At 72.9% G+C, this 26672-nt stretch carries 18 protein-coding genes; 10 read left to right on the forward strand and 8 right to left on the reverse strand.

What is annotated here, in order from left to right; all coding sequences use genetic code 11:
* The first annotated feature begins 1 nt into the window (after position 1).
* The 5 genes from ACFPLC_RS23740 (at position 2) to ACFPLC_RS23760 (ending at position 8232) form a co-directional block, all read left to right on the forward strand.
* Positions 2-2278 carry a caspase family protein gene (locus ACFPLC_RS23740; RefSeq protein ID WP_378200890.1) on the forward strand — a complete coding sequence of 759 codons (2277 nt, stop codon included), beginning with the start codon at positions 2-4 and terminating at the stop codon, positions 2276-2278.
* A 43-nt stretch (positions 2279-2321) separates the two neighbouring features.
* On the forward strand, positions 2322-3206 hold the full coding sequence (locus ACFPLC_RS23745; protein WP_378201143.1) for a S8 family peptidase: 885 nt from the start codon (positions 2322-2324) through the stop codon (positions 3204-3206).
* A gap of 442 nt (positions 3207-3648) precedes the next feature.
* A complete protein-coding gene (locus tag ACFPLC_RS23750) occupies positions 3649-3867 on the forward strand; it encodes a hypothetical protein (protein WP_378200887.1) in 219 nt (72 codons plus the stop codon).
* Positions 3868-3980: 113 nt separating this feature from the next.
* Positions 3981-7358 carry a pyruvate carboxylase gene (locus ACFPLC_RS23755; RefSeq protein ID WP_378200884.1) on the forward strand — a complete coding sequence of 1126 codons (3378 nt, stop codon included), beginning with the start codon at positions 3981-3983 and terminating at the stop codon, positions 7356-7358.
* Between the two features lie 82 nt (positions 7359-7440).
* The gene (locus ACFPLC_RS23760) at positions 7441-8232 is read left to right on the forward strand and encodes an arginase family protein (protein WP_378200881.1); all 792 of its coding nucleotides are present in this window, start codon (positions 7441-7443) and stop codon (positions 8230-8232) included.
* Between the two features lie 21 nt (positions 8233-8253).
* Here ACFPLC_RS23760 and ACFPLC_RS23765 read toward each other — a convergent pair whose 3' ends face one another.
* Both ACFPLC_RS23765 and ACFPLC_RS23770 read right to left on the reverse strand, forming a co-directional pair.
* Positions 8254-8616 (reverse strand): GntR family transcriptional regulator, encoded by a 363-nt coding sequence (locus tag ACFPLC_RS23765; protein ID WP_378200878.1) that lies wholly within the window; start codon positions 8614-8616, stop codon positions 8254-8256.
* Positions 8613-9311: a hypothetical protein gene (locus tag ACFPLC_RS23770; protein ID WP_378200875.1), complete on the reverse strand. Its 699-nt coding sequence runs from the start codon at positions 9309-9311 to the stop codon at positions 8613-8615. The genes ACFPLC_RS23765 and ACFPLC_RS23770 overlap by 4 nt, the downstream gene beginning before the upstream one ends.
* Positions 9312-9618: 307 nt before the next feature.
* Between ACFPLC_RS23770 and ACFPLC_RS23775 the strand changes: the two genes are divergently transcribed.
* Positions 9619-10902, forward strand: a complete 1284-nt coding sequence (locus ACFPLC_RS23775) for a PucR family transcriptional regulator (protein ID WP_378200872.1) — start codon at positions 9619-9621, stop codon at positions 10900-10902.
* Positions 10903-10936: 34 nt separating this feature from the next.
* On the opposite strand, the gene ACFPLC_RS23780 is transcribed toward ACFPLC_RS23775, so the two are convergent.
* From ACFPLC_RS23780 to ACFPLC_RS23800, 5 genes are read right to left on the reverse strand one after another with little or no spacing between them, the layout of a single operon-like run.
* Positions 10937-12412, reverse strand: a complete 1476-nt coding sequence (locus tag ACFPLC_RS23780) for an AbfB domain-containing protein (RefSeq protein ID WP_378200869.1) — start codon at positions 12410-12412, stop codon at positions 10937-10939.
* Between the two features lie 11 nt (positions 12413-12423).
* Entirely contained in the window at positions 12424-14451 is a 2028-nt protein-coding gene (locus tag ACFPLC_RS23785; protein ID WP_378200866.1) for an AbfB domain-containing protein, read from the reverse strand.
* Positions 14448-15071, reverse strand: coding sequence for a hypothetical protein (locus tag ACFPLC_RS23790; RefSeq protein ID WP_378200864.1), 624 nt, complete (start codon positions 15069-15071; stop codon positions 14448-14450). The genes ACFPLC_RS23785 and ACFPLC_RS23790 overlap by 4 nt, the downstream gene beginning before the upstream one ends.
* Positions 15068-18946 carry a hypothetical protein gene (locus ACFPLC_RS23795; RefSeq protein WP_378235924.1) on the reverse strand — a complete coding sequence of 1293 codons (3879 nt, stop codon included), beginning with the start codon at positions 18944-18946 and terminating at the stop codon, positions 15068-15070. Before ACFPLC_RS23795 ends, ACFPLC_RS23790 begins: the two co-directional genes overlap by 4 nt.
* Positions 18947-18991: 45 nt before the next feature.
* On the reverse strand, positions 18992-20062 hold the full coding sequence (locus ACFPLC_RS23800) for a hypothetical protein (RefSeq protein WP_378207047.1): 1071 nt from the start codon (positions 20060-20062) through the stop codon (positions 18992-18994).
* Between the two features lie 200 nt (positions 20063-20262).
* Here ACFPLC_RS23800 and ACFPLC_RS23805 point away from each other — a divergent pair, with 200 nt between their 5' ends.
* The 4 genes from ACFPLC_RS23805 to ACFPLC_RS23820 are packed head-to-tail and all read left to right on the forward strand — an operon-like array spanning position 20263 to position 25164.
* The gene (locus tag ACFPLC_RS23805; RefSeq protein ID WP_378207050.1) at positions 20263-20871 is read left to right on the forward strand and encodes a hypothetical protein; all 609 of its coding nucleotides are present in this window, start codon (positions 20263-20265) and stop codon (positions 20869-20871) included.
* Positions 20872-20879: 8 nt separating this feature from the next.
* A complete protein-coding gene (locus ACFPLC_RS23810; protein ID WP_378207052.1) occupies positions 20880-22370 on the forward strand; it encodes a chymotrypsin family serine protease in 1491 nt (496 codons plus the stop codon).
* Positions 22367-23287, forward strand: a complete 921-nt coding sequence (locus ACFPLC_RS23815; RefSeq protein WP_378207055.1) for a polyprenyl synthetase family protein — start codon at positions 22367-22369, stop codon at positions 23285-23287. The genes ACFPLC_RS23810 and ACFPLC_RS23815 overlap by 4 nt, the downstream gene beginning before the upstream one ends.
* Positions 23284-25164 carry a hypothetical protein gene (locus tag ACFPLC_RS23820; RefSeq protein WP_378207057.1) on the forward strand — a complete coding sequence of 627 codons (1881 nt, stop codon included), beginning with the start codon at positions 23284-23286 and terminating at the stop codon, positions 25162-25164. The genes ACFPLC_RS23815 and ACFPLC_RS23820 overlap by 4 nt, the downstream gene beginning before the upstream one ends.
* A 13-nt stretch (positions 25165-25177) precedes the next feature.
* Here ACFPLC_RS23820 and ACFPLC_RS23825 read toward each other — a convergent pair whose 3' ends face one another.
* The gene (locus ACFPLC_RS23825) at positions 25178-26608 is read right to left on the reverse strand and encodes a DUF6801 domain-containing protein (RefSeq protein ID WP_378207060.1); all 1431 of its coding nucleotides are present in this window, start codon (positions 26606-26608) and stop codon (positions 25178-25180) included.
* Positions 26609-26672 lie beyond the last annotated feature (64 nt).

Consider the following 26672-nt stretch of genomic DNA (forward strand, 5'->3'; position numbering starts at 1 on the left):
TATGGCCGGGCGGAGGCGCGCGCTGATCGTCGCCAACGGCGAGTACGACAACGCGGGGCTGCAGCGGCTGGGCTCGCCCGCGGCGGACGCCGACGCCCTGGCCGGGGTGCTCGCCGACCGGGCGATCAGCGACTTCGCCGTGTCCGTCGTGCGGAACGAGACCGCGCACGTGGTGCAGGCGGAGATCGAGGACCTCTGTCTCGAGGGCAAGCCCGACGACGTCCTGCTGCTGCACTTCTCCTGCCACGGTCTCAAGGACGACGCGGGCGGGCTGTACTTCGCCGCCCGCAACACGCGGCCGGACCGCCTGCGGTCGACGGCGGTGTCCGCGGAGTTCGTGCAGCAGTGCATCCGGCAGAGCCGCTCGCGCAGCATCGTCCTGCTGCTGGACTGCTGCTACGGCGGGGCGTTCAGCCAGGGCGTGGCGGTCCGGGCGTCGGGCGAGGCGAACGTGCTCGACAGCTTCCGCGGCGGCCGCGGCCGGGCGGTGATCACGGCGTCGAACTCGATCGAGTACGCGTTCGAGGGCGCGACACTGGCCTCGGACGGGCCGGCCCAGCCGTCGGTGTTCACCGCGGCGCTGGTGGAGGGCCTGCGCACGGGCGAAGCGGACCGCGACGAGGACGGCTGGATCGCGCTGGGCGAGCTGTACGAGTACTTGTTCGACCGGGTCCGCGAGCGCAACCCGAAGCAGACGCCGAGCCGCGACATCGAGATGCAGGGCGAGCTGTACCTGGCGAAGAGCCGGCGCCGCCGCATCAAGCCGTCCGCGATCCCGCCGGACCTGGCCGCGGCGATCGGGGCGGAGAACCCGTTCACCAGGCTGGGCGCGGTGGCGGAGCTGAGGCGCCGGTTGTCGAGCGCGAACCTGCCGGTGGCGATGGGGGCGTTCGAGGCACTGCGAGCAATGGCCGCGACGGACATCGAGCACGTGGCTGCGGCGGCTTCGGACGCGATGGCGTTCGCGGCGGTGCGGGCGGACGAGGGTGCGTTGCGCTTCACGGGGGACGTGGTTCGCCGGCGGATCCGGTTGCTGGGGCCGCCGGTGGCGCGGGCCTGCCGGTTCGAGGCTTCGGCGGGGTGGATCCAGGTCCGGGAGGTCGGCGGGGGAGCCGAGGTGACGGTGCGGTCGGGTGCGGAGGCCCGGCAGGGGAAGGTGGTGGTGACGGGCCCGACGGGCGAGACGGCAGTGGAGATCGAAGCGGCGCCGGACGCTGCCGCCGAGGCTGGGGTGGCGGGCCCGGAGTCGGGTGCGGTGGCTGAGCCGGGGTCGGCTGCCGAGGTCGGTGTGGCATCGGCTGGGGTGGCGGACCCGGTGGCTGAGCCGGGGTCGGCTGCCGAGGTCGGTGTGGCATCGGCCGGGGTGGCGGGTCCGGAGCCGGCCACGGTGGCTGAGCCGGGGTCGGCCGCTGCCGAATCCGCGAAGGCCGAGCCGGAGCCGGCAGTGCCGGCCGAAGTCTCGAACCCCATTGCCGCCCAGACCGCCGCGGGGAGTGCGCCGCCCGCTTCTCGGCCCACCGCGACCCGCGATCCCGCCGCCACCCTCCTCGGGCTCCTCGCCGTCGGCGGTGGTGCCCTGATGGCCGCCAGTCTCGCCTTCGAATACCAGTACAACCTGAGCGACTACAGCCACACGCTCGCCGGCGCGCTCCCCGGCCTCGAGTGGTACGTCTGGCCCCTCGCCCTCGTCGCGATCGTCTCCGGCGTCCTCGACACCGCGTCGGCCGCCGCCTCCGGCCGGACCGCCGGAGTCGCCGTGGCCGCCCTGTGGGGTCTTGTCATGACCTACGCGACCGGTCGCTCCCTCACCGTCGAAGACGGGCACCACCTCGGGGCCGCGTTCGGGTTCCTCTTCGCCGGGTTGCTCGCCGTCTTCGCGGCCGGAGCCGGGGGTGCCTGGCTCGTCCGGCGGCAGATCGGGTTCCGGCGGCCCGGCCGGGTCGGCTGGGCCGCGATGACGCTCGGCCTGCTCGGGGCGATCGGCCTTGTCGTCCAGTACGCCGCCGACAGCAGCGCCGGCGCGTCAGGCATTGGCGGCACCTTCGCGCTCACTGCCGTCCTCACCGTCGCCGTGCCGGTGGTGGCCGGCGTGACCGGGGCCGGCCGGTTCGCCGTCGGCTGGTCGGTCGGCGCGCTGGGCGTGGTGGTCGCCATCGCCCGGTCCGAACCCGAAGGCGCCCACCTCACCGGGCTGATCGTCTTCGGGAGCTCGCTCGTCCTCGGGGTCGTGGCCGGCGCCCTGCTCGCACGGGATCAGCCGAACGAGCGACGTCTCTGAGTTGTCGCCCGGGCAGCGCAGGGGTACCACGACGATCATGAGGATGCTTCTCGCGGCCGTGGCCGTGCTCGCCGGGCAGGTCTCGAGCGGCGGGGTGCAGCCCGACCCGCCCAGCTGGGGGCTCGACCGGATCGACCAGCGGACCGGCCTCGACCACGCCTACCACTACGCGAGTGACGGCTCGGGCGTCACGATCTACGTGATCGACAGCGGCGTCGACGCGAAGCACCCCGACTTCCAGGGCCGCGTCGCACCCGGGCGCGACTTCCTCAACGGCGGTTCCGACACCTCGGACCTGAACGGCCACGGCACCCGCCTGGCCGGCATCGCGGCGGGCAAGGCCTACGGCGTCGCGAAGGGCGCGCAGGTCGTGCCGGTGCGGGTGCTCGACAAGGACGGCGGCGGCGCGACCGACCAGATCATCGCGGGGATCGACTGGGTCGCGCAGAACGCCCAGCAGCCCGCGGTCGCCCTCCTCGGCATCGGCGGGGCGCCGAACGACCAGCTCGACGCGGCGGTCCGGCGGCTGGCGACGGTGGTGCCGATCGCGGTGCCGGCGGGCAGCGAGACGGCCGACGCGAGCGGCTTCTCGCCGGGCCGCGTGCCGGAGGCGCTGACGGTCGCGGCCTCCGACGCCCAGGACCACCCGGACAAGACGTCGAACTCGGGGGAGGACGTCGACCTGTACGCCCCGGGCGCCGACATCCCGTCCCCGATCGCGGGCGGCACGGGCGCCGGGCCGGAATCGGGGACGTCGATGGCGGCGGCGTTCGCGGCCGGGGCGGCGGCGCTGTACCGGGGGCAGCACCCGGCGGACACCCCGGCCCAGGTGGACGACGCCCTGATCCGCGCGGCGACGCCGGATGTGCTGAAGGGGGTGCCGGTGGGGACGGCCAACCGGTTGCTCTACGCGGCGCCGGGCGGGTGAGGCGGCGGGTGCTCTACGTGCTGCGGGATGGGTGACTCGCCGGTTGTCTTGTGCGCTTGGTGGCGGAGGTGCCGGTTGTGCACAACTCAGCCGGGGTGTGGACAGGCGGCCTGATCTGCGGCTTTTCCGGCTTTTGGGTCGGCCGGGCGCGATAGGATGGACACGGGATGGTCCCCCTGGGAGGGTGGGCGCTGCTCTGGGGCTGTCGGTGTGCACAGGCCTCCCCGCGGGCGTTGGCCACGGCGGGCAGACCCGGCCAAACCGGCGGTGCTCGGGCTCTGGCGTTCGGGCGCACCGGCCGCTCGCGCCGCACAGCGTCCGGCCGCACCGGGGCCCGGCCACGTCGGCGAGATTTTGATCCAAGTCACCCACCCAGTTGCGCCCCGCGCCATCTGGCGGCCGCAGCCGGACTCCGGAAAGCTGGTCCCGGAGGAGGTGCGCCATGCCCGGGTTCCCGTTCGAACGTCGGCGGCCCTCGTTCGACCCGGCCGAACTGATCGGCCGGAAAACCGAGGACGCCAGGCAGCGCTGCGAGCGCGAGGGCTTCGAGGTGCAGGTCGCCGACCTCGGGCGGCGCTCGTGGGTCACCCTGGAGCTCAAGCCGAACCGCATCCGGCTGACCGTGCGCCGAGGTGTCGTCGAGGACTGCCACCAGGGGTGACCACTGAACCTCCTGGTCCGCATGATGTCCATCACCCGGGACTGAACTCCCGCAGAGCGGGAAGAACCGGGTAACGTGCGTTGACTTACCGATCCAAGAGGGAAGGACCGGGCATGTTCCGCAAGGTTCTGGTGGCCAACCGCGGGGAGATCGCGATCCGGGCGTTCCGCGCCGGCTACGAACTCGGTGCCGGCACGGTTGCCGTGTTTCCGCACGAAGACCGCAACTCGCTGCACCGGCTGAAGGCCGACGAGGCGTACGAGATCGGCGAACCCGGTCACCCCGTGCGCGCCTACCTCTCGGTCGACGAGATCGTCGCCGCCGCCAAGAAGGCGAAAGCCGATGCCGTCTACCCCGGCTACGGCTTCCTCTCCGAGAACCCCGATCTCGCGCGCGCGTGCGAGGAAGCGGGCATCACCTTCGTCGGGCCGAGCGCCGACATTCTCGAACTCACCGGTAACAAGGCTCGCGCGGTCAAGGCCGCGCGCGAGGCCGGTGTGCCCGTGCTCGGGTCGTCCGAACCCTCCAGTGACGTCGACGCGCTGGTCGCCGCGGCCGATGACCTCGGTTTCCCGGTCTTCGTCAAGGCCGTCGCCGGGGGTGGCGGGCGCGGGATGCGCCGGGTCGAGGACCCCGCCCTGCTGCGCGAGTCCATCGAGGCCGCCGCGCGCGAGGCCGAGTCCGCCTTCGGCGATCCGACCGTCTTCCTGGAGAAGGCCGTCGTCGAGCCGCGGCACATCGAGGTGCAGATCCTCGCCGACGGCGAAGGCAACGTCATCCACCTCTACGAGCGCGACTGCTCGGTGCAGCGGCGCCACCAGAAGGTCGTCGAGCTCGCTCCGGCGCCGAACCTCGACCCCGAGTTGCGCGACCGCATCTGCGCGGACGCCGTCAAGTTCGCCCGCCAGATCGGCTACCGCAACGCCGGCACCGTCGAGTTCCTGCTCGACAAGCAGGGCAAGCACGTCTTCATCGAGATGAACCCGCGCATCCAGGTCGAGCACACGGTCACCGAAGAGGTCACCGACGTCGACCTCGTGCAGTCTCAGCTGCGGATCGCCTCCGGCGAGACCCTCGACGACCTCGGCCTGAGCCAGGACAAGATCTACCTGCGCGGCGCCGCCCTGCAATGCCGCATCACCACCGAGGACCCGGCCAACGGCTTCCGCCCGGACACCGGGATGATCTCCGCCTACCGCTCGCCGGGCGGCTCGGGCATCCGGCTCGACGGCGGCACCGCCTTCTCCGGCACCGAGATCAGCGCCCACTTCGACTCGCTGCTGGTCAAGCTCACCTGCCGCGGCCGCGACTTCAAGACCGCCGTCGGCCGCGCGCGCCGCGCCGTCGCCGAGTTCCGGATCCGCGGGGTCGCCACCAACATCCCGTTCCTGCAGGCCGTCCTCGACGACCCGGACTTCCGCGCCGGCCGCGTCACGACGTCGTTCATCGAAGAGCGTCCGCACCTGCTCACCGCGCGCACCTCCGCCGACCGCGGCACGAAGCTGCTGACCTACCTCGCCGACCAGACGGTCAACAAGCCGCACGGCGAGCGCCCGAAGACGCCGGACGCCACGCTCAAGCTGCCGAAGCTCCCGAAGGACGCCCAGCCGGCGCCGGGCTCCAAGCAGAAGCTCGTCGAGCTGGGCCCGGCCGGGTTCGCGCGCTGGCTGCGGGAGTCGCCGCACATCGGCGTCACCGACACGACGTTCCGCGACGCCCACCAGTCGCTGCTCGCCACCCGCGTGCGCACGAAGGACCTCCTCGCGGTGGCGCCGGTCGTCGCGAACACGCTGCCCGAACTGCTGTCGCTGGAGTGCTGGGGCGGCGCGACCTACGACGTGGCGCTGCGGTTCCTCGCTGAGGACCCGTGGGAGCGGCTGGCCGCGCTGCGCGAGGCCGTGCCCAACATCTGCCTGCAGATGCTGCTGCGCGGGCGCAACACCGTCGGGTACACGCCGTACCCGACCGAGGTGACCACCGCCTTCGTCGAGGAGGCCACGAAGACCGGCATCGACATCTTCCGGATCTTCGACGCGCTCAACGACGTCGAGCAGATGCGCCCGGCCATCGAAGCCGTGCGCGAGACCGGGACCGCCGTCGCCGAGGTGGCGCTCTGCTACACCTCGGACCTGTCCGACCCGGGCGAGAAGCTCTACACGCTCGACTACTACCTCAAGCTGGCCGAGCAGATCGTCGGCGCCGGGGCGCACGTCCTGGCGATCAAGGACATGGCCGGGCTGCTGCGCGCGCCCGCGGCGACCAAGCTGGTCACCGCGCTGCGCAAGGAGTTCGACCTGCCGGTGCACATCCACACCCACGACACCGCGGGCGGCCAGCTGGCCACCTACCTCGCGGCGATCAACGCGGGCGCGGACGCCGTCGACGGCGCCGTCTCGTCGATGGCGGGCACGACGTCGCAGCCGTCGCTGTCGTCGATCGTGGCGGCCACGGACCACTCCGCGCGCACCACGGGTCTGGACCTGCGGGCGATCGGTGACCTGGAGCCGTACTGGGAGAGCGTGCGCAAGATCTACGCGCCCTTCGAGGCCGGGCTCGCGTCGCCGACCGGGCGCGTCTACGACCACGAAATCCCCGGCGGGCAGCTGTCGAACCTGCGCACCCAGGCCATCGCGCTGGGCCTGGGCGACCGGTTCGAGGACATCGAGGCGATGTACGCCGCCGCGGACAAGATCCTCGGCCACCTGGTGAAGGTGACGCCGTCGTCGAAGGTCGTCGGCGACCTCGCGCTGCACCTGGTCGGCGCGGGCGTCTCGCCGGCCGACTTCGAGGCCGAGCCGAACAAGTTCGACATCCCCGATTCGGTGATCGGCTTCCTGCGCGGCGAGCTGGGCGACCCGCCCGGTGGCTGGCCGGAGCCGTTCCGCACCAAGGCCCTGGAGGGCCGCGCGGCCGCGAAGCCGGTCGTCGAACTGTCCGAAGAGGACCGGGCCGCGCTGGCGGCGGAACCGCGCCGGACGCTGAACCGGCTGCTGTTCCCCGGGCCGACGAAGGAGTTCGAGGCGCACCGCGAGGCCTACGGCGACACGTCGGTGCTGGCCAGCAAGGACTTCTTCTACGGGCTGCGCCCGGGGGAGGAGTATCCGGTCGACCTCGAGCCGGGCGTGCGGCTGCTCATCGAGCTGGAGGCCATCGGCGAGGCCGACGAGCGCGGCGTCCGCACGGTGATGTCGACGCTGAACGGCCAGCTGCGCCCGATCCAGATCCGCGACCGCTCGATCGCCTCGGACGTCCCGGCGACGGAGAAGGCCGAGAAGGGCAACCCGAAGCAGATCGCGGCGCCGTTCGCAGGCGTGGTGACGCTGCAGGTCGCCGAGGGCGACGCGGTCGAGGCCGGTGCGACGGTTGCGACGATCGAGGCGATGAAGATGGAGGCCTCGATCACCGCGTCCACCGGCGGCAAGGTGACCCGGCGGGCGATCACCGCGGTGCAGCAGGTCGAAGGCGGCGACCTCCTGCTCGTCCTCGAGTGAACTGCAGTGAATGACTCATTCCTGGCGCCGGACGCCAGGAATGAGTCATTCACTGCGTTGCGGTGAGCGATACGCTCGGCGGATGCTGATCAACGCGGTACCGCAACGACAGGGCGCGGTGGGGCCGCGCGCGGCGGAGCTGCCGGACGGCTGCCTGGCGCTCGCGGAGCTGGCCGGGCACGTGCTCGGCCGGCCCGTCCACCACGTCCGGCAGACGCGTGCGGTGTCCGAAGTGGACCGTGGAATCGCCTCGCGCGCCGTCCTGACCGGCGAGAACCGGGCGGCCCAGCTGGCGGCCCTCGAGGCCCCGGGCGGCCCGGTCCTGACGGTCGGCGGCGACTGCGGTGTCGAGCTGATCCCGATCGGGGTCGCGCGGTTCCGGCACGGGCCCGGTCTGGGCGTGGCGTGGTTCGACGCCCACCCGGACCTCAACACGGCGGAGTCGTCGCCGTCGGGGGCGTTCCACGGGATGGTGCTGCGCTCGCTGCTCGGCGAGGGCGACCCGGAGTTCGCGGCTTCGCCGGCCGTAGAGCCCGGCCGGGTGCTCCTCGCCGGGACGCGCGTGTTCGACCCGGAAGAAGAGGCGGCGGTTTCACGCGGCCTGGCGGTGACGTCGGCCGACGCGCTGAAGGGCGTGGAGAAGCTGTACGTGCACGTGGACCTGGACGTGCTGGACCCGGGCGAGTTCACAGGGCTCAACTACCCGGAACCGGACGGCTGGACGATCGAGCGGCTGGTGTCCGAGCTGGACGCGCTGGCCCGGTTCGAGGTCGTCGGCGCGGGGATCACCGAGTGCGTGGGCACGCCGCGCGAGGTCGAGGTTCTGGAGCCCGTCCTGGCCGCGCTGGGCCGGCTGCTCGTGAGTGGCAAGTAGGGTTCTAACCCGCTTTACCACTCACGAGCGGTAGGCCGCGCGGACGGCGTCGAGGGTGGTGGTCAGGTCGGCGCCGAGGTCGCGGGCCTGGGCCGCGAACTCCGCGGCCGCCGCGGCCAGCAGGGCCTCGCGGTCCGGGCGGCCCGACGGGACCGTCACCACCGTGCCGCGCGCCCGGGCCGTCGCCACCCAGCCCGCCGCCTCCAGCTCGCGGTACGCGCGGGCCACCGTGCCCGAGGCCAGGCCCAGGTCCCGCGCCAGCTGGCGGATCGGCGGCAGCCGGGTGCCCTCCGGCAGCGCTCCCGCCGTCACCGCCCGGATCACCTGGTCGTGCACCTGCCGCCACGGCGGCACCCCGTTCTCGGTGTCGACGACGATCTTCACGCCGCCGCCGGCAGCCGTTTCGCCGGGGCCGTCACCGCCAGGAACGCCGCCAGGCCGGCCACGACCGCCAGGAACGAGACGAAGTCGCCCACCGGCCAGCCGACCGACGTGCACGCGCCGATGCCCAGGCCGACCGCCACCCGCGCACTGCGGCAGCGCAGCGCCAGGTCGGCGCGCGGGGCACCAACCGGCGGACGGCGCACCGCCAGCAGCGTGATCGCCGCGCTGACCAGAACCGTGCCCGCGGCCACCGCCAGCAGCTTCCACTGCGCCGTGAGGCCCAGGTGCAGCAGCGATCCCGCGGCCGCCAGCCCGCCCAGCACCAGGATCCACGCCGGGACGACGCCCAGCAGCGTCCGCGGCGCCAGCTCGGCCTCGCGGCGCGGGCCGCGGGACGGGCGCTGCGCCAGCAGCTCGGCGATCAGGGCGCCCAGCAGCAGCGTGGCGAGGATCGAGCCCATTCCGCCGTTGTCGAGCAGCGGCGGGATCGCGAGGAACAGCCACGGGTACCAGAGCCGGCGCCGCTTGAGGTAGCGGACGGCCAGCGCGACCTCCCCGGCGTCGGGGTCGGCGACGCCCCAGCGGGTGAGCAAGCGCTTTCCGTGCTTCTCGCCCGGCCAGAGCACGATCAGGATCGCCAGGCCGACCAGTCCCATGACGGCCGCGACCCAGAACAGGTTGTCGAGCTGCAGCATCGCCGCTCCTCTCGCTTGTATCAACCACACGATACAAGATCCAGGCGTAACCGCAGCGCGGGCCGGTCGTTGGAGGTTCGTCCGTTCGTACGCACGTGAAGGTGCAGTCGGCGGGACACTTGTCAGCTGATCGCAGCCGGACCTCGTGAAATTGTCACCGAGATGACAAGAAATCGGTTTTCCTTCACGGGGGTGACACGTTTGGCGTTAGTTTTTCGATGTGTCGGTTGTCACCCGGCAACAGGTTCGGGTGCCCGGCCGCGGGGTGCCCGCGGCCGGAGTCCCGGGGCGGAGCGAAGGAGCTGCGATGTCGGTGGAGCGCGGATTCGATCAGGCTGCGCCGCCGCCGACCGCCGCCCTGCCGCGCAAGCTGGCCGACATCCTGCGGCCCGAGCTCGCCAGCCTCGCTGCCGAAATCGTCGAAGAAATCCGCGCGACCATCCCGGCGTACGCGCGTCCGCTCGACGGGCCCTACGGCAAGTCGATCCGGGCCGGCGTCGAATACGCGATCACGCTGTTCGTCGCGCAGATCGCCGACCCGACGGTGTCGAAGGAACAGTCCCACGAGGTGCACCACCGGCTGGGGCAGAACGAAATGCGCGAAGGCCGCAGCCTCGACACGCTGCAGTCGGCCTACCGCGTCGGCGCGCGCGTGTCGTGGCGCCGCATCATGCGCGTCGGGCGCCGCAGCGGCCTCTCGTCGGCGGTGATGTCCCAGCTGGCCGACGCGATGCTGGCGTTCATGGACGAGCTCGCCTCCGTCGCGCTCGACGGCTACCTGGAGGCGAAGGCGCGCACGGCGGGCGCGCTGGACACCTGGCGCCGCAAGCTGCTCCACCTGCTCCTCGAGACGCCGCCGGCGTCCCCGAAAGCGATTGCCGAGCTGGCCCAGCTGATCGGCTGGCCGGTGCCGGTGGACGCGACGCCGGTGGCGGTCCACCCGGCCGGCGGCGTCGCCCCCGCCCGCCGGCACGCCGGGCTGGACGCGGACGTCCTCGCGGAGCTCGACACCGCCGACCCGAAACTGGTCGTCCCGGGCGAGCTGAGCGGCCCCCGCCTGGCGGCGCTGCAGGTGGCGCTGCCGGACTGCCGCCTGGCGATCGGCCCGTGCGTCCCGCTCGCTTCGGTCGCGGATTCCCTGCGCTGGGCCCGGAATTCGCTGCAGCTGGCCGAGCGCGGCGTGCTGGCGGCGCGCCCGGTGCTGCGCGCGGAGGAGCACCTGGCGACGTTGCTGGTCAATTCCGACACGGGGCTGGTCGGCACGCTGCGGCACCGCCTGTTCGCGCCGCTGGCGGAGATGACGGGCAAGCAGCAGGAGCGGCTGCTGGAGACGCTGCGGGCGTGGCTGGACAGCCAGGGCAACGTGGTGGAGATCGCCGAGCGCCTCGGCGTCCACCCGCAGACGGTCCGTTATCGCATGCGCCAGCTGCAGGCGACCTTCGGCGAGAGCCTGAAGGATCCGGCGGCGCGGTTCGAGATGGAGCTGGCCCTGCGCGCGGGCGCGGCGCCGATGCCGCTGCGGTTCCCGGTCAGCGAACTGCTGCCGTCCCCGCGGTCGGGCGGGTCGCGTCCACAGTGGACGTCGCCGTAGCCGGGGTTCGCGCGGACCCCGGCCACGGCGGGCGTCACGGGGCGTCGACCAGCCAGGAAGCATCCGCCGCGTAGCCGTTCGGGGTGTCGTAGGGGTGGCTGCCGCCGGTGTCCGCCGCCCAGACTCCGGTGGCGTACTGGCGCAGGAACTTTCCCCGGGCGCTGTAGGACTCCAGCGTGACGCCGGTGCCGGACAACCCGGCCTTCGAGCACCAGGTCGCGTCCGCGCGGAACCCGTCGGTACCGTCGGATGGGGCGAGCACGGCGCGCAGGCCCTGCTGCCGCAGGTAGTACTCGGGGTGGGCCACCGATTCGAAGGAGTGGCAGCTCGCGTCGGCCTTGCCGGGCACGACCCGCCAAGCCGTGTCGGGTCCGGCGCCCGCGCCGACGACGGCGTCGGTCAAGCCGCGCAGGTACCAGCCCTGCGCCCCCGCGCTCTGCGAGCGGAGGGACTGGACGAGTGCGGTGTCCTCGTACTGGCCCAGGCGCAGGAATTGCGCGACGTCGTTGTCGGTGCCGGCCATGGCGGCGTTCGCCCCGGCGACGAGCGCGGGGTGTACCCGGCTCTGCTCGGCGCGCGTCCGCAGCTCGAACAGCAGCCGGCGGTCCGCTTCGCCCTTCTTCCGGACCCAGATGAGCCAGTCCTGCAGGGCCGCGCTCTGGATGCCGGTGTCGATGTAGGCCCGCAGCTGCGCGGGGTCCATCGTCCGCAGCGCCCGTTCGGCCGCCGCCTGCACCTCGGTGCCCGCCTTGGCCGCCTGCCAGAGGTCCAGCACGAAGTTCACGTCCGGTTCGATGAGCTGGCCTTCGGTGGGCTGGAGGGCGACCCACGCGGCGGCGCGGATCCGGGCGTTCCGCGCCGCGTCGGCCGCTTTTCGCGCGGCGTCCTTGGTGGCGTCGGCGTCGATCAGGTCCTGCTGGTCGGCCGCACGGGCGGTGAAGATGCCGGTGAGGATGAAGTCCTTCTGCGCGGCGGCGTCGCCCTGGTAGGCCGCCAGCGCCGCGGCCTTCAGCTTCGGCCCGGAAGCGTGCTCCCACATGGCGAAGGCGAACTCCTGGTCGCTCTGGATGAGCAGCACCGGCGACGCGACGATTTCGTTGACCAGCGCCGCCCGCTGCTTGGCCTCCCGGGCCACCCGCGCGGCTTCGGCGTCCCGCTGGATGTGGGCCTGGTCGCGGGCGTTGGCGTCGCGGATCCCGGTCTTGATCCACTGCGTCCATTCCGGCGCGGTGCCGGCGTAGGCGAGTTCGGCCGACGCCCGCACCTCGGTGCCGGTCGCCCGCTGCCACAAGGCGAACACGAAGTTCCGGTCGGTGAGGATCAGCAGGTCGGGGCCCGCGACGATGCCGATCTCCTGCGCGGCCCGGACTTTGTCGTCCTGGGTGGCGCTGCGCGGCGTGTCCGCCGTGGCCGCGGCTTCCGCCCGCGGCGCGAGGGCCGGGGCCACGGACCCGAGGAGCGCGAGAGCCGCGGCGCCCGCCGCCAGCCCCAGCCGGGTTCTGCCTGTCATCGTCGGCTCCTTCAGCTCGCCGGGTACACGGTCGCCACACCGGTGGCCGTGTCGTAGTCGATGCGGCCGCGTTCGAACGTGCTGCGGCGGCCGCCGGGGATGGCGACCTCGTCGGAGGTCGGGTAGCCGAGGGTGGACTTCTCCCCGCCGAGGGAGAGCCACTTGGTGCGGATCGCGCCGAAGACGGCGTGCGCACCGGCGCGGTCGATCGAATAGATCGAGCCGCCGCCCGCGAGGTTCACGAACCGGCCGGCCTTGTCGGATGTGCAGGCCTCGTCCGTGACCGGCACGCCGAGCGCGGGATGGCCGCCGAGACGCAGGTAGACGGCCAGGATCTCCGGCGACGCGCAGGCCGTGCCGCGTCCCGTCGTGAGCGGGTGGACCGCGCCGCCGCGGCTCCAGTAGCTGCGGAAGGCGACCTGCCCCGGCGCGGTCCGGCGCTGGAAGTCCCGGTACCGCACGGTACCGTCGATCTGCTCCGGCCCCAGCGGCGAGACCAGCAGGTCGGTGTAGGGGTCGTAGTCGGGCAGGTACTTGTTCAGCCAGTTCACCGTGATCTCGGTCGAGTCCGGCAGCGGTTCGGTGACCCACCAGTAGAACTCGATGCCCACGCCGGCGCGGCCGTCGGCTTGGCGGGTCAGGAAGTCGGCGCCGCCCCGGAGGGTCACCCCGGCGCCGGGCAGGATGTTGTCGACGCACCACGTGGCGTTCCAGCCGAAGTCGACGGTCCCGTCGGTGGGCAGCACGGCGACCTGCGTCTTCTTGCCGTCGTAGTACCGCGCGAGGTAGTGGTTCGGTTTCGTGGGCGACTCCAGCGAGAAACAGCCTTCGCCCGCCTGCCCGGCGACGACCCGCCAGGTCGCGTCGAGCCCCTCACCCGGCGCGGGCTCCGCCGCCCCCGGCTTGACGACCACCCCGTCGGCGGTCTCACGCAGGTACTGCCCGGCGATGTTGCCGTTGATGGCGTTGCGGCTGAACGACTGCGTCAGCGTGTCGTACTGCCCTTGGTCGAGGAAGGACTGGACGCCGCCGACCCCTTCGGCGAGAGCCCGCTCGGCGGCCCGCGCCAGCCGCGGCTGGATGCCGCCCACGACGGCCTTGTGCCGGATCTCGTCGACCAGCGCCCGGTCCGCCTCGGCCTTCCGAGCCAGCACGGCAGCGACGTCCCGCCAGTTGGCCTCGTAGACGTCGGTGTCGATGAAGCGCTTCCAGTCCGCCCGGACGCGGCTGCGCAGTGCGGCGACCGCGGCCTTCTCGATCTCGCTGCCCGGGCGGGCGCCGTCGGCGATGACGCGGAGGACGTCGTCGTCGGGCAGGCTCACGATCTCCGGCGTGGGGACCACCAGCACCACGCTGACGGCCCGGCCGCGGGCACCCTCGGCGGCGTCGCGGGCTTTCTCGGCTTCGGTGGCCTCCGTCTTGGCGTCGATGGCGTCCTGCTGGTCCTGGGCGTGCGCGGCCCGGGCACCGTTGGCGATGAACTCCTTCTGCGCGGCGGCGGGCGCCCCGAACGCGACGAGCGCGGCGGCCCTGACCCGGGCCCCGCCCGCCCGTTGCGTGATCTGGTAGATGAAGTCCCGGTCGCTCTGGATCACCAGCTCGTCGTCGGGAGCGATCCCGACGACGATGGCGGCCTGCTCCTTGGCCTCCCGGGCGACCCGCGCGGCTTCGGCGTCCCGCATCCGCTGAGCCTGGTCCCGTTCGTTCGCCGAGAGGATTCCGGACTTGATCCACTCGGTGCAGGCGAGATCGGTGCCGGCGAAGGCGAGTTCGGCCGAGGCCCGGACTTCGGGGCCGGTGGCCTGCCGCCAGAGCGCGATGACGAACTCCTTGTCCCGCAGGAGCAGCATGGCGTCGGTGGGCACGATGCCGAGGGTCCGCGCGGCGCGGAGTTTCTCGGGCTCGCTGGCGACGGGTGGGACTTCGGCGGCCGCGGTGGCGGCGGGCGCTGGGGTGGCGGCCGCGGTGGTGACCGGGACGGTGAACGCCGACGCCGACGCCGCCACGACGGCGACGGCCAGGGTGGTGAGCGCTCTCACGGTGTCTCCTGTTCCTCGGCCGGGGACTGGCCGGTGCCATGGTGTTCGTCCCCTCGTGGCCAAGGGGTTCGCTCGGATTCCGGGACGCCGCTCGACCGGCTGAGGACGTCCTGCCAGGCTCGGTAGGTGTCGAGATCGGGACCGGGTGGGAAGAGGTGCTCCACCCGGCGCAACTGGGGCATCAGCAGCATCGGCAGGTGCAGTTCGGGAAGACCGGTGCCGAGCCGCGGCTCGGCTTCCGCCGGCGAGTACGGGAAGCCGTCCAGGAAGGCACGCAGGAGGCGTGCCGGATCGGTCAGGGGAACCTCGATCCGGGGTCCTGCTTCCAGGAGTAGCTCGGTGAAGAGGTGGAACCGCCTGCTCCGGGCATGCCACGGCGACAACCCGCCGTGGGACACCACCAAGGCCGAAAGCTCGTCAGCGACTTCGGCGCACTCCCGCCACCCGGCGCTGTCGAGTGTCCGCCAGCGGGTGAGGAACTCGGTGCGGAACCGTTGTTCCAGCAGCAGCCAGTAGCCCTCGTGCGGTGGCGGGGACAGGCGAGCCGGGTCGAGTCCCCGGAGCCGGCCGGCCAGCTGCCGGAGGTCCAGTCGCTTCCATTCGCGGATTTCGGGGATCACGGGAAGACGTACCCCAGCACCAGGAACGCGTCCTTGCCGATGGCCAGATAGCCGCGGCCGCGGGAACCGCTCATCGGTGGCAGGTAGTGGCCGCTGTGCAGGTCGATGTAGCGGGGAACGATCTTTCCGTCGACGATGTCGAACGTACACTGACCGGCGGATCGGACCTTCTCATTACCGCTCAGGACGGCGTGGGTGATCTCCTGGCCCTTGACGCGTTCCGGAGTCACCACCAGCGAGCCGTCCATCTTCACCACCCACTTCACCACACCGGGCCCGGACCGGACCATCGTGATGAATTCCGGTGAGTTGACCGCGATCGGCTTGGCCCCGACGGACAGGGCGCGAGCCAGTTCTTCGGGGTAGGTTTCCCAGCCGAGGTTGGGAAGGGGGTCGCACTGGAACCGGGGCGCCATCGCGGTGGCGGCCGGCGGTTTGCCGCCCGGGTGCGCCGGCGGGCCGGTCCGGGCCGGTGTCCCGCTCGGAGAAGCGGCGGCGTGGAATCCCGGAGCAATCTGGCAGACCCGCCGCAGCCGATCGAGCAGAACGGTCATCTTCTCGGTGAGCTGCGCGATCTTCTCGGACTTGGCGAGGTACTTGCCGATGTTCGCGACAACGGCCCCGATCGCCTTGACGATCGCCTTGCCCTTGACGAACGGCAGAACCAGCCCGACGACGTTGACGACACTCCAAAGGCAGGCCTCGATGTCGCCGGAGCCGAAACAACGCTTGAGGTCGGGGATTCCGATGAACTCGAGGAGCACTTCACCACCGGCCTCGGCGAGGAAGCTGATGACGTCCTCGCCGTTCATGCACCCCTGCTGGGCCGACCGGTACTCCGTGAGGGCCGCTTCGCTCACCGGCTCGGCGACGAGCTCGTCGATGTCCTCGACCGAAAGGCCGGGCAGGCAGCCCGCCAGCACCATCGCCTTGGTCTGCTGGATCTCCGCGTCCCGTTGCCGTTGGTCAGCTTCGGCCTTGTCCGCGGCACGCTGCGCATCCGCGGCGGCGTCGCGGGCCCGCTGGGCCGCGTTCGACGTCTCCTGCGCGTGGGCCCTCGCCCGTTCCGCCGCCGCCGCGGCTTCGGCCGCGTAGGTCTCGGCCTGCGCCGCTGCCGCGTGCGCTGCCGTCGCGTCGGTTTCCGCCTGGGTGGCCGCGCTGCGCGCCGCCGCTGCCTGGCCTTCGGCGGCGTCCGCGGCCAGTCCCGCGATCGCCGCGTCGGCGTTCGCTTCGTTCGCCTTCTGACGAGCCTTGACCGCGTTCTCGTGCGCTTGGACGTCGTAGCCGTTGGCCATGTCCGCCGCCGATCGGGCACTGTCCGCCGCCGACGCCGCGGTGGCTGCTGCCCGCGCCGCCTCCGCCACCGATTGCGCGGCCTGCGATGCCGACTTGGCCGCGTTGGCCGCCGCCTGGAACGCCGCCTTCGTGTCGGCCGCGGCGTTGTCTGCCGCCTGCTGGGCTTGGTCGGCGGCCGACTTCGCCTCGTCCGCCCGGGTCTGCGCGGCCTGTGCCTGCTCGTCGCCCGCGGCCTGGGCCTGCGCCGCGACCTCGGAGACGAAGTCGGCGTCGAGGTCGGCTCCGGTGAAGGGCGCGACCACGACGATCGCCGTGTTCGCCGGTGCCGTGATGGCGGCTGACGACGACCTTGCGGCCAGCGCGGCCCGGCCGGCGAGACCTGCCTGGGTCGCGGCGGAAACGGCTTCGCGGAACGACTCGCCGGTGTTCTGACCCGCTCTCGTGGCGGCAACCGTGGCCTGCCGCGCTTGTTCCGTCGCCTGCTCGGCGAGCGCGGCGGCGTTGCGGGCGTTGGCCGCGGCCTTGACCTCTTCCGCCGTCGCGGTGGCGGCCGCGGCGTTCGCGCGGGTGGCGGACGCGTGGGTGTCGGCCGCGGCGGATTCGGTGTTGTCCGCGGCCAGGTCCGCGTTGGCCGCGGCGTGCTGTGCCTCTTCCGCCGCGGCACGGGACGCGGCGGCGGCCGCAGTGGCCTTGGTCGCCGCTTCGCGGGCCCGGGCGGCGGCGCCGGTCGCCCGGTTGGCGGCATCCCGCGCGGCCCCGGCGGCGCTCGCCGCGGCGCCTGCGTCGGCGCGGGCTTCCCGCGCCGCGGCCCAGGCCGGTGCTTCCTGCTCGGTTCCCCGCGCAGCCGCCGCGGACGCCTCGAGCGCCTGGGCGCGTGCCTCGGCAGCGTTCCCCTGGCGCTGTGCTTCCCACGCCAGGTCACGCGCGGTCTTGGCGTTCGACTCCTCCCGCCGGGCGGTGTCTTCGCACCCGGCGGCGATGTCTTCCTGGGCACGGGCGCGCGCCAGGTAGGCGGCGGCTTCGCGCTTCTTCGCCTCCGCCTCGCCTCGCGCCTTTCTCGCCTCGGCCGCGGCCTGGTCGGCCTGCTCGCGGTAGCGGGCCGCCTCGTCACGCCGGCGCTCGGCTTCCATGCGGGCCGTGCGGGCGTTCCCCGCTTCCTGCTCCGCCGTGTGGAGGGCGTCGTAGGTGCGTTGCAGGTCCTGGAAGGCCTGGTCACGAGCCGTGTAGGCGGCCACCCGGGCCTGGCTCGCGCGTTCGGCCGCGTCCTTCGCTGCCTTGGCCTGGTCGGCGGCCGCCGCGGCCAGGGCCGCGGCCTGGCGGGCGTGCTCGTCCGCGTGCAACCGCCACTGCCGGGCTTCCTCCGCCCGGGCCGTCGCCTCGTCGTGGTGGCCGATGGCCGCGTCCGTGGCCGTCGTCGCCTCGACGGCGTGCTGCGCGGTCTGGCTCGCGAGCGCCGCCGCCTGCGCGGCCGAGGACATGCCCTGGGCCAAGCGGGCCCAGTCGGCGCCGTAGGGCAGGCCCACCTCGATCAGGATGTTCGCTTCGGCGGTCGCCGCGACAGAGGCGCTCTGGGCCTCGGACGCCGCCTGGCCGGCGAAGTCCAGCTGCCGCTGCACCTCCTGGCGGACCAGGCTGAACGACCCGGGGGAGTGGTGGCCGCCCGCGGTGTTCGCCGCGAGGATCTGGGCGGCCTGGCGGGCCGCGGTGCCTGCCGAGACCATCGCGTTCGCCGCGTGCTGCAGCGACCGGATGCCCCGGCCGTTCGCCACCAGCAGGTTCTGCCGGGCCCGCGACGCGCGGGCCGCCCGCTGGGCGAGGTCGCTGGCCGCCTCGGCGGCCTTGTTCCGCTCTTCGAGGTCCTTCAGGTACTGCTCGCGGGCCGCGGCGTCCCGCTGCGCGGCCGCGAGGTAGCCGCCGTTGAAGAAGGCCACGATGGCCGCATCCCCGGCCGCCAGTGCCTGCTGTGCGGCGAGCTTGACCTCCGGGCCCGCCGAGCCGGACAGCGCCGTCACCCGCGCCCGCAGCTCGTCGGCGCGGGCCTGGGTGTTGCGCCGGGTGCGCTCGTCCCGCTCGGCGGCGATGCCGCGGCCGTAGTCGAGGAACGCGGCCCGGTCGGCGTCTGAGCCGGCCAGCACGCGCTCGACCTCGGCGTTGAAGATCGGGCCGCCGGTGCCGCGGAGGTTCAGCACGGCTTCGCGGTTCAGCCGGGCCGTCTCGTCGCGGCGAGCCTGGGCGCGTTGCTGCGCTTCGACCTCGCCGGTGTCGAGGAACTCCCAGATCGCGTCCTCGGTGCCGGCGTCCAGCGCGGCCTGCGCCGCCGTCCGGACCTCGGGCTCCTCGGAGAGCTGGGCGATGTCGGAGACCAGCTTCCACAGCCGCGGGTCGAGCGGCTCGCCCATCCCGGTCTCGCCGTCCCAGCCGGGGTACTCGGTGTGCGGAATCGGGCGCGTGCCGGTCGGTGGTGGGTCGTCGGCGGTGACCGAAACGGGTGCCGGGGTGACCACATCGACGTCGGTCGTGGCGAACACGGTGCACGCCAGCATGAGCGCGAACACCTTCGTGACGAATCCATGCGCCATTTCGGCGTCCTCCGGGAGCGGTTCGGACAAATAAATGGAAAGCGCTTACTTGTTCGCCGGATTCCGCATCCGGGTTTCCCCGTCGACGGCTTGGGCGAGCAGGTCGTTCCAGAAACCGGCCTGCTCGGCCGCCCAGCTCTGTTCGGCCGCCCAGGCGGCCCGGACGGGATCGGCCGCGTCGCGCACGGCCTGCCAGTTGGGCCCGGTGGCGGCCTGCGCCGCCGCGGCGACCGCGGCCCAGTTCGCGGCCTGGTCGCGAGCGACCTGCGCCGCATCCGCCCAGGCCACGCGCGGCGCGCCGGTCTGGGCGCCGACCCGCTGCCACGCCCGGGCGGCGGCCTCCCGCAGCTGGACCTCGAGCTCGCCGGCGGCTTCGAGCGCGGCCCGTTCCGCCTCCCGCGCGTCGACGACGAGCCGTCGGACCGCAGCCAGCCAGCGGGCTTCCTGGTCCGCATCCCGCAGGCGGTGGGCTTCCAGGTCGAGCTCCGCGCCGGTCGCCCAGCCGTAGGCGAAGAACTCGACGACGTCCGCGTCGGTGGCTCCTGACCTGATCGCCCACCCGGCAGCGGCGCGGACCTGCGCGCCGGGGTCGTGCATGGCGAGCGTGCGGACGTACTGGCGATCCGCTTCGGCGAGGGCTTCCCGCTGGCTGCCGTTCGCCTCCCTGGCGAGCCGGTCGCGTTGCTCCGCGGCCGCGAATCCCTGGCGCACGAACAGGTCCCGGTCCGAGTCGGTGCCCAGCAGCGCGCGTTGCGCGGCGGCGTTGACCTCGGGCGCGTACGCCGCGGTGTAGGTCGCCAGGATCCGGCGGCAGAAGTCCGCGTTCACCGCCGCGGTTTCCGCCGCGCGTTGCTCCGCGGCGGCGAGCCCGTGGTCGAGGAACTCGAAGACGACGTCGTCGTTCTCGTCGGCCCACGCCACCCACGCGTCGGCCCGCACCGCGGCCCGCGGGTCCTTGCCGGCCAGCCGCCGGACGAGTTTGCGGGCGGTGGTGGCGGGATCGGCAGCGAGCACGGAAGAGTCCGAAGTGGACGAAGCGACGGCGGGAACCTCGCCGAGCCCGGTGATCGCGGCGGCGGCCAGTGCACCGCTCAGCAGGACGCGCAGCCTTGACATCGTTGCCTCCCCCATGGCGATCGGGCGGGGCAAAACGCCCAATCGGTGTCAACGTAACACCGCGGTGAAGGGGTGATCAATCGACCGTTCGGCCCCACGTTCGTTTTTTGTCGTGATCCGATGAAAGAGCGGAATTGCCTTGTCCGCCCGTCGATTTTGTGGTTAGCCTCCGATAAGAACGATTCCGAGGGGGAGTCACGGTGGAACCCGTATTCAAAAGACGCTCCGCGCTGCGCGGAGCGGCGGTGCTCGCCGCGGGCGCGGCCATGCCGGCAGGCGCCGTCGCGGCCGCCGACGAGTTCCCGGAGCTCACCTGGCGGGCCAGCGGACCCGCGGCCAGCCCGCCGCCGTTCCGGGTGCGGATCATCTCCGGAATTCCCGCCGTCGTCGGCTACGGGACGATCGTGACGCTCGGTCCGGTCATCGTGCAGGCGATCAGCGACCGGGCCTTCCCGCTGTTGCTCCGGACCGCCGGATACAGCTCACTGACCGTGACAGTGACCGGCACGGTCATGGTGGCCGACTCCCGGGGCCTCTCCGGACGCCTGCCGGTGACGATCGTCTTCCCGCGGGTCACGATGCCGACGACCGCCGTCGAGACCGTGCTGACCGGTACCGCCACCTTGACCGGATCGCCTCAGCTTCCCGCGGTTCGCAATCCCGGGACGATGACGATCAAGGCGGAGTCCGGCGCCAAGGGCGCCGTCACGGTCTTCAAGGACAGCGGGGTCAGTACTTCGTTCCCCACCACCATCAACCTCATGGGACCCAGCCCGGTTCCCCCGGTCGCGACGATCGAGGTGCGCTGACCGTGCGCATGGACGCGAGAACGGCGGCCGCGCTCGACGCGGCGAAGGCCCGGCTGGCCGAGGACCACCTGACCGACCCGAACGTGGTCGGCGTCGCGAAGGGCTTCCGCACCCGCGGCGGCGAGCTCACCGACGAGCCGGTCGTGATCGCCCTGGTCCGCAAGAAGCGCCGCGCCGCCTTGGTTTCCCGGAGCCGATTGCTGCCGGCCACGATCGGCGGCCACGGTGTGGACGTCGTCGAGACGGGGGAGTTCCGGTTCTCCGGCGCCACCAAGGCGGCCGCGCCGTCGCCGATCGCCGAGCGCTTCCGGCCTCCGCTGCAGGGCGCCGGCCTCGGTTCGCTCGCCGACGGCACCCTGGGCACCCTCGGCTGCCTGGTCCGCGACCGCACCGACGGCTCAATTTGCGTGCTGTCGGCCAACCACGTCCTGGCGAACTTCGGCGCCACCGCACCGGGTACCGCCATCCTGCAGCCCGCCCCGCTCGACGGCGGCGCGGACGCCGGGAACACCATCGCCCGGTTCAAGCGGTCCATCCCGCTCGTCAAGGGCGTCGCGAACAGCGCCGACGCCGCCATCGCCCAGCTGGAGCCGGGCATCGGCGTCAGCTCGACGGTGGCCCGCAATCTGATGGCGCCGATCTCCCCGACGCACCGGGCGATCGGGCTGGCGTTCCTCGCCAGCGTCCACGGCGGCACTTTCATGGCCAAGATCGACACCGTGCTGGCGCAACTGGACGTCGAGCTGCTCACGGCGGACTCGACCACCCAGGTGGTGGAGGGCAGCCGGATCGAGAAGGTGGGCCGCAGTTCGGGGTACACGTCGAGCGTAGTGCTGGACACGACCGCGAGCGTGTTCGTCGACGGCTACCACTTCACCGACTTGATCTACGCGCAGCGGTTCTCGCTCGTCGGCGACTCCGGTGCGGTCGTGTGTGAAGGTGGCAATGGCAAGACCTACACGCCGATGCCGGCGATCGCCTGCCGGATGCTCGGTGCGGCCGGTTCGCTGTACGACCTGCCGCTGGCGAACGACAACGGGTACGTCGACCAGGCCCGGGACGAGTTCTTCGGCCAGAGCGTCGTCGGCAACCTGGTCGTCCAGCTCGTCTACCGGAACCTCGACGTCGCGGTGAACCGGCTCGAGGCGGCGACCGTGAGCCCGGAGGAAAAGGCCGAGGCGCGGCGGTACTACGACAAGTACCGCGCGCTCGTCATCGGCCTGCTCGGTGATCCCGGCTCGACCGTGCAGCTGACCCAGGAGAACGTGGACGACGTGCGCGCGGTCTTCGCCGGGCTGTCCCCCGAACTGGTCACCCTGCCGGAGAAGCAGGGGCTGTGGGTGATCTTCGACGACGTCATCGCGCCTTCGGTCGGCCGCACGCGCGCCCAGCTGCTCGACTACATGAACGACCTGGCGGTGTACCAGCGGGTGGTGAACGCGCTCCGGCAGATCCCCGGTCTCGAAGTCGACGAGACCTTCGGGTTCTCCTCGCGGTGACCTCGGCCGCGGACCCGGTCCGGTACCACCTCGTGCGGCTCGTCGGCGGCCTTTCCGCGCCACTGCGCGACACCGTCGGCGGGCTCGTCGACCGGCCGGGGAAGCTGGTGCGGTCGCGGCTGCTCACCGCCTGCGCCGAGTTCGGACGGCCCGACGCCGGGCGGGTGGCGCGGCTCGGTGCGGTCGTCGAGCTCGTGCACCTGGCTTCGCTGGTGCACGACGACGTGATCGACCGAGCGGCGATCCGGCGGGGCGGACCCGCGGTGCACCGGGCCGCCGGACCGGAACTGGCGGTGCTCGCCGGACTCGCCTGCCTGTCGGCGGCCGGGATGGAGGCGGCGGACCTCGGCGAGGGTGTCGCCACGGCCGTGAGCCGGACGGTGGCCGAGCTGGCCCACGGCGAGCTGCTCGACGTCGAACGCGGCTTCGACACCGGGCTGCCCCTGCCGGACTACGTGGATCTCGTGCGGCGCAAGACCGGCGTGCTGTTCCGACTGTGCTGTCTGCTCGGAGCCGTGGAGTCCGGGGTGGACAGCGCGGCCGTCGCCGCGCTCGCCGAGTTCGGCGTGGAGTGGGGGATCGCCTTCCAGGTCCTCGACGACTGCCTCGACCTCGAAGCCGCGGGAGACGACAAGCCGGCGGGCACCGACCACCTGCTCGGCCTGTTCGGCGCGCCGACCTTGGCCGCCCTGCGCAGGGACACCACGGGAGAACTGCACCGGCTCCTGCTCACGCCGTCGTTCTCCGGCGGCGACCTGCCGCGGGTGCGGGAGCTGGTCACCGCGCACGGCGGGCTGCGAGCCGCGCGCACGCTCGCCGACGTCCACTTCGGACGCGCGCTGGCGGCACTGGGCCGCACTCCGGACGGTCCCGCGCGCCGGGCGCTGGTGCGGATGCTCGAAGCGAGCCGTCCTTGAGCCACGCCGTCGTCGTCGGTGCCGGACCGGCCGGTGCGGTGGCCGCCGCCGTGCTGGCGCGCGGCGGCATGCCGGTCGTGCTGGCCGGGCGCGACGACGACGAGCCGCGGTACGACGTCCTGCTCAGCGGCCCGGCGCGCGAGATCCTGCGCTCGATCGGCGTGGCCGTCGACGGCTGGCCGGTTCACCCGGTGACGATCGCCTTCGACGCCACCGTTTCCCACGCCGTTCCCGAAGCGGGATACGCCGTTGTGGACAGTTCCGTGCTCCGGGACACCCTGCGGGACCACGCCGTCCGGTGCGGTACCGACTACCGGACGACGGTGCCGGACGCCCCGCACGTGGTGCTGGCCGGCGGCGCGGGTCACCTCGGCGAGCCGCCGGCGGAAAGCACCGGCGTGAGCTGTGCGCGACGGTTCACCGGACCCCTCGCGGGAGACGGGGTCGTGTTGAGGTTGCTCGCGCCGCCCGCGGACGACCCCCGGGGGCGGCCCCGCTGTGCGTGGCTCGCTCCCGTGCCCGGCGGTTGCACGATCGGCGCGTCGGCCCTCGGCGCCGTTTCCGCCGATGCCCTGATGGACGAGGCGGTCGCGGCCTTGGCCGAACTCGATCCCCGCGTGCGGGACTGCGTTCCGGCTGGTCCTCCGGTTTCCGGCCCGCTGTCCTGCGGGTTCGGCCCTGGTTCGGCGGCCGGCCCGGGCGGGCTGCGGGTCGGGGACGCGGCGGGCCTGGTCAACCCGTTCACCGGCGAGGGGCTCAGCGGCGCCGTCCAATCAGGACGGCTCGCCGCCCGGGCCGTCCTGGCCGCCCGCGACGATCCCGCCGCCGCCCGCCGGGAATACCGGCAGCTGCTGGAATCCTCGTTCGTCGGCTACTTCGAGACGGCGCGGCACGCGGCCCGCCGGTACCACCTCGCCTGGCGTGTGCTCGCGGCCGGCGCGGGCAGCGAGCACCCCTTCCACGCGAAGGGTCGGCGGGCCGTGGTGCTGCCCGAAGGCGTGTCGGCGCTCGCCGGAACCGAACCCCTGGACCTGCCGCCCGCCACCCGTGTCCGGCTGCTGCCGTTCCTCGCCGCCTGCGACGAGGTGTGCCTGTCGCTCGTCCGGGGCGATTGGCCGTTCCTGGCCCGGATGTTCACCGCCGACCGGGAGGACAAGCTGCTGCTGCGGCCCGCGATCGGGTTCTTCGCGGCCCTCGTGGCGGGCGGGGATGTCCCGGCGCGCGGGGCCGCGACGGTCGCCGCGGCGATCGAGCTCGCCACGCTCGGTGCGCTGGCTTTCCTCGGTCCCGCGGTCACGCCGCGGGAAGTGCGTGGCGTGGACTGGGACTCCGCGACGACCGTCCTCGCCGGTGACTACCTGCTCGGCCAGGCGTCCCGGCTGATCGCCGAGGCGGCGCCCGGGCTTTCCTGGTCCTTTTCGGACTGGCTGGGCGAGCTGACCTCGCTGCGGGCCGCCGTCGTGACGACGGGCGCCGGCGCGGAGGCGGTCTTCGCCTCGCTGTTCGAGTTCCCGCTGCGCATCGGGGCGGCCCTCGGCGGGGCCGACGCCGAGGCGTTCCGGGCCTGCGGCGCGACCCTGGGCCGGTTGTTCCTCCGCCTCGAAGACGTCCTGGCCCTGCGGGGCGACCGGACGAGGCTCGACGCCACCCTCCCCGACCTGCTCGACGGCCGGATCTCGGCACTGCCCGAGCTGCTCGCCGTGCCGGGCCTGACGGCCGGGGCGCTTCCGCCGCACGCGCGGCCGGCCGCCGTGGCGGCGGCTCGGGACGCTTCCGCGGAGTTCGAGCGGGAGTGCGATCGGCTCCCGGACCCGTTCGCCCGGAGCCTGTTGAGCGCCGTGGGGGCCTGGGTGGCCGCACCGGCGAAGTGCCCGTGACCTGTCCGGGCGCTCAGCGGCTCTTGCGGAAGGTCTCCGGCGGGATCTGCGCGACCGGCGGGCACTTGCGGTGGTCCGCTTCCGCGCACAGCGGGATGATCGTGAGCCGTGCCGAAGCCTGGTTGCCGGGGCCGGAGTTCTGCCCGGTGAACAGGGAGCTCAGCTTCTCCGCCGCCCCGCAGTTCTTGAACGGCGGCAGGGTGAATCCCCGGAACTTCGGGTCGGGGTTCTTCGGGTCGGTTTGGATGAAGCCACCGCCGAACGGGTCGTACTCGCCGATCATGTCGATCGCCATCGGCGTCTCCGACACGCAGTCCGGACCGGCGTCCAGCGGGACACCGTTCACCTTGACGTTGCTTAGCCGCGAGACCACGTCGAGGTGGTTGCGCAGCAACCCGTCCAGCAGCGTGCCGAAGGAGTGGATCATCGTGCTGCGCTGGTAGTCGACCGGAAGGAACTCCACGGTCGCGCTGATCGGCAAGAAGCCGTAGCCCAGGTAGGACACCGTCACCGGGGCGAAGGCCAGCTCACCGGTGACCTCGCTGCGGACGGGGAATCCCTCGGCGTCGGTGATGTTCAGCCAGACCCCGTTCGCCAGCGCGGCGGGCTTGCTGCGGATCGTGGCGCCGGTCTTGGCGATCGTGCTCGTGTTGTCGACCTGGTTCGGCTGCAGCGGCAGCACCATCGTGGTGGTGTCGTCCGGCGGCGGTTCTTCGGCGATCAGCGAGTGCTTCTGCGGGCCGGCCGGCCGCGGACCCGGCGCGGCCTTCTTCTCCGGTGCCGGCTCGTCCGCCGCGGGAGGGCCGGCCGCCAGGACCGCCACCGAGCCGAACGAGAGGTCCTGGCCGCCGTCGGCCGAGCAGGTCACCTGCTCGGCGGGCTGCTCCGGGGGCGCGCCGGTGACGCCGAGCGCGAGTTTCGGTGCGGTCACCCGGATTCGCAGCACGCCGGCGGCGGATGGGGAAAACGCCGGGAGCTTTCCGGTCGCGACCAGGGAAAGATCGCCTTCGCCGGGCAACCCGGTGGCGGCGATGGTCATCGGGACGGTGAGGGCGTCCTTGACCTTCCCCTGCTCCAGCAGCAGCTGGAAGGTCAGGCCGCCTTCGAGGGTGCTGCCGGTGCCGAGCAGCTGCTGGGCGGCGGCGCGCGGGAGGGAGAACGACACGACCAGGCCGTCGATGGTCACCGGCTGCCCCACGGTCATCGAGGCCGGCAGCGACGCGGTCGTCTTCGCGGCGAGCTCGAGCGGCCCGACGGGGTCGGCGAACGGGCACGTCGTGGCCAGTGTCTTGGTCAGCTCGTGCCGTCCGGACGCCGCGTCGCCGTCCGGTTCGCCCGGTGCGGCGGAACCGATGCCGGTGAACGCGCCGGTGGTGACCGATACGACGCACATCAGCGCGATCGCGCCGCGGGTCGCCGTCCGCCGGGTCAGCCGCAAGGCCATGCCGTACTCCTGTCAGTGCCGCTGGGGAACGAACCGTAGGGATGGCCGGGGCCCCGGCCATCCC

Origin of the sequence: Amycolatopsis plumensis, assembly GCF_042652605.1 — a bacterium.
Lineage (GTDB): Bacteria > Actinomycetota > Actinomycetes > Mycobacteriales > Pseudonocardiaceae > Amycolatopsis > Amycolatopsis plumensis.

Excerpts from the sequence above, each read along its gene's own strand:
- ACFPLC_RS23740 (WP_378200890.1), top strand. The coding sequence starts at position 2 with ATGGCCGGGCGGAGGCGCGCGCTGATCGTCGCCAACGGCGAGTACGAC.
- ACFPLC_RS23745 (WP_378201143.1), top strand. The coding sequence starts at position 2,322 with ATGCTTCTCGCGGCCGTGGCCGTGCTCGCCGGGCAGGTCTCGAGCGGC.
- ACFPLC_RS23750 (WP_378200887.1), top strand. The coding sequence starts at position 3,649 with ATGCCCGGGTTCCCGTTCGAACGTCGGCGGCCCTCGTTCGACCCGGCC.
- ACFPLC_RS23755 (WP_378200884.1), top strand. The coding sequence starts at position 3,981 with ATGTTCCGCAAGGTTCTGGTGGCCAACCGCGGGGAGATCGCGATCCGG.
- ACFPLC_RS23760 (WP_378200881.1), top strand. The coding sequence starts at position 7,441 with ATGCTGATCAACGCGGTACCGCAACGACAGGGCGCGGTGGGGCCGCGC.
- ACFPLC_RS23770 (WP_378200875.1), bottom strand. The coding sequence starts at position 9,311 with ATGCTGCAGCTCGACAACCTGTTCTGGGTCGCGGCCGTCATGGGACTG.
- ACFPLC_RS23775 (WP_378200872.1), top strand. The coding sequence starts at position 9,619 with ATGTCGGTGGAGCGCGGATTCGATCAGGCTGCGCCGCCGCCGACCGCC.
- ACFPLC_RS23780 (WP_378200869.1), bottom strand. The coding sequence starts at position 12,412 with ATGACAGGCAGAACCCGGCTGGGGCTGGCGGCGGGCGCCGCGGCTCTC.
- ACFPLC_RS23795 (WP_378235924.1), bottom strand. The coding sequence starts at position 18,946 with ATGGCGCATGGATTCGTCACGAAGGTGTTCGCGCTCATGCTGGCGTGC.
- ACFPLC_RS23800 (WP_378207047.1), bottom strand. The coding sequence starts at position 20,062 with ATGTCAAGGCTGCGCGTCCTGCTGAGCGGTGCACTGGCCGCCGCCGCG.
- ACFPLC_RS23810 (WP_378207052.1), top strand. The coding sequence starts at position 20,880 with ATGGACGCGAGAACGGCGGCCGCGCTCGACGCGGCGAAGGCCCGGCTG.
- ACFPLC_RS23825 (WP_378207060.1), bottom strand. The coding sequence starts at position 26,608 with ATGGCCTTGCGGCTGACCCGGCGGACGGCGACCCGCGGCGCGATCGCG.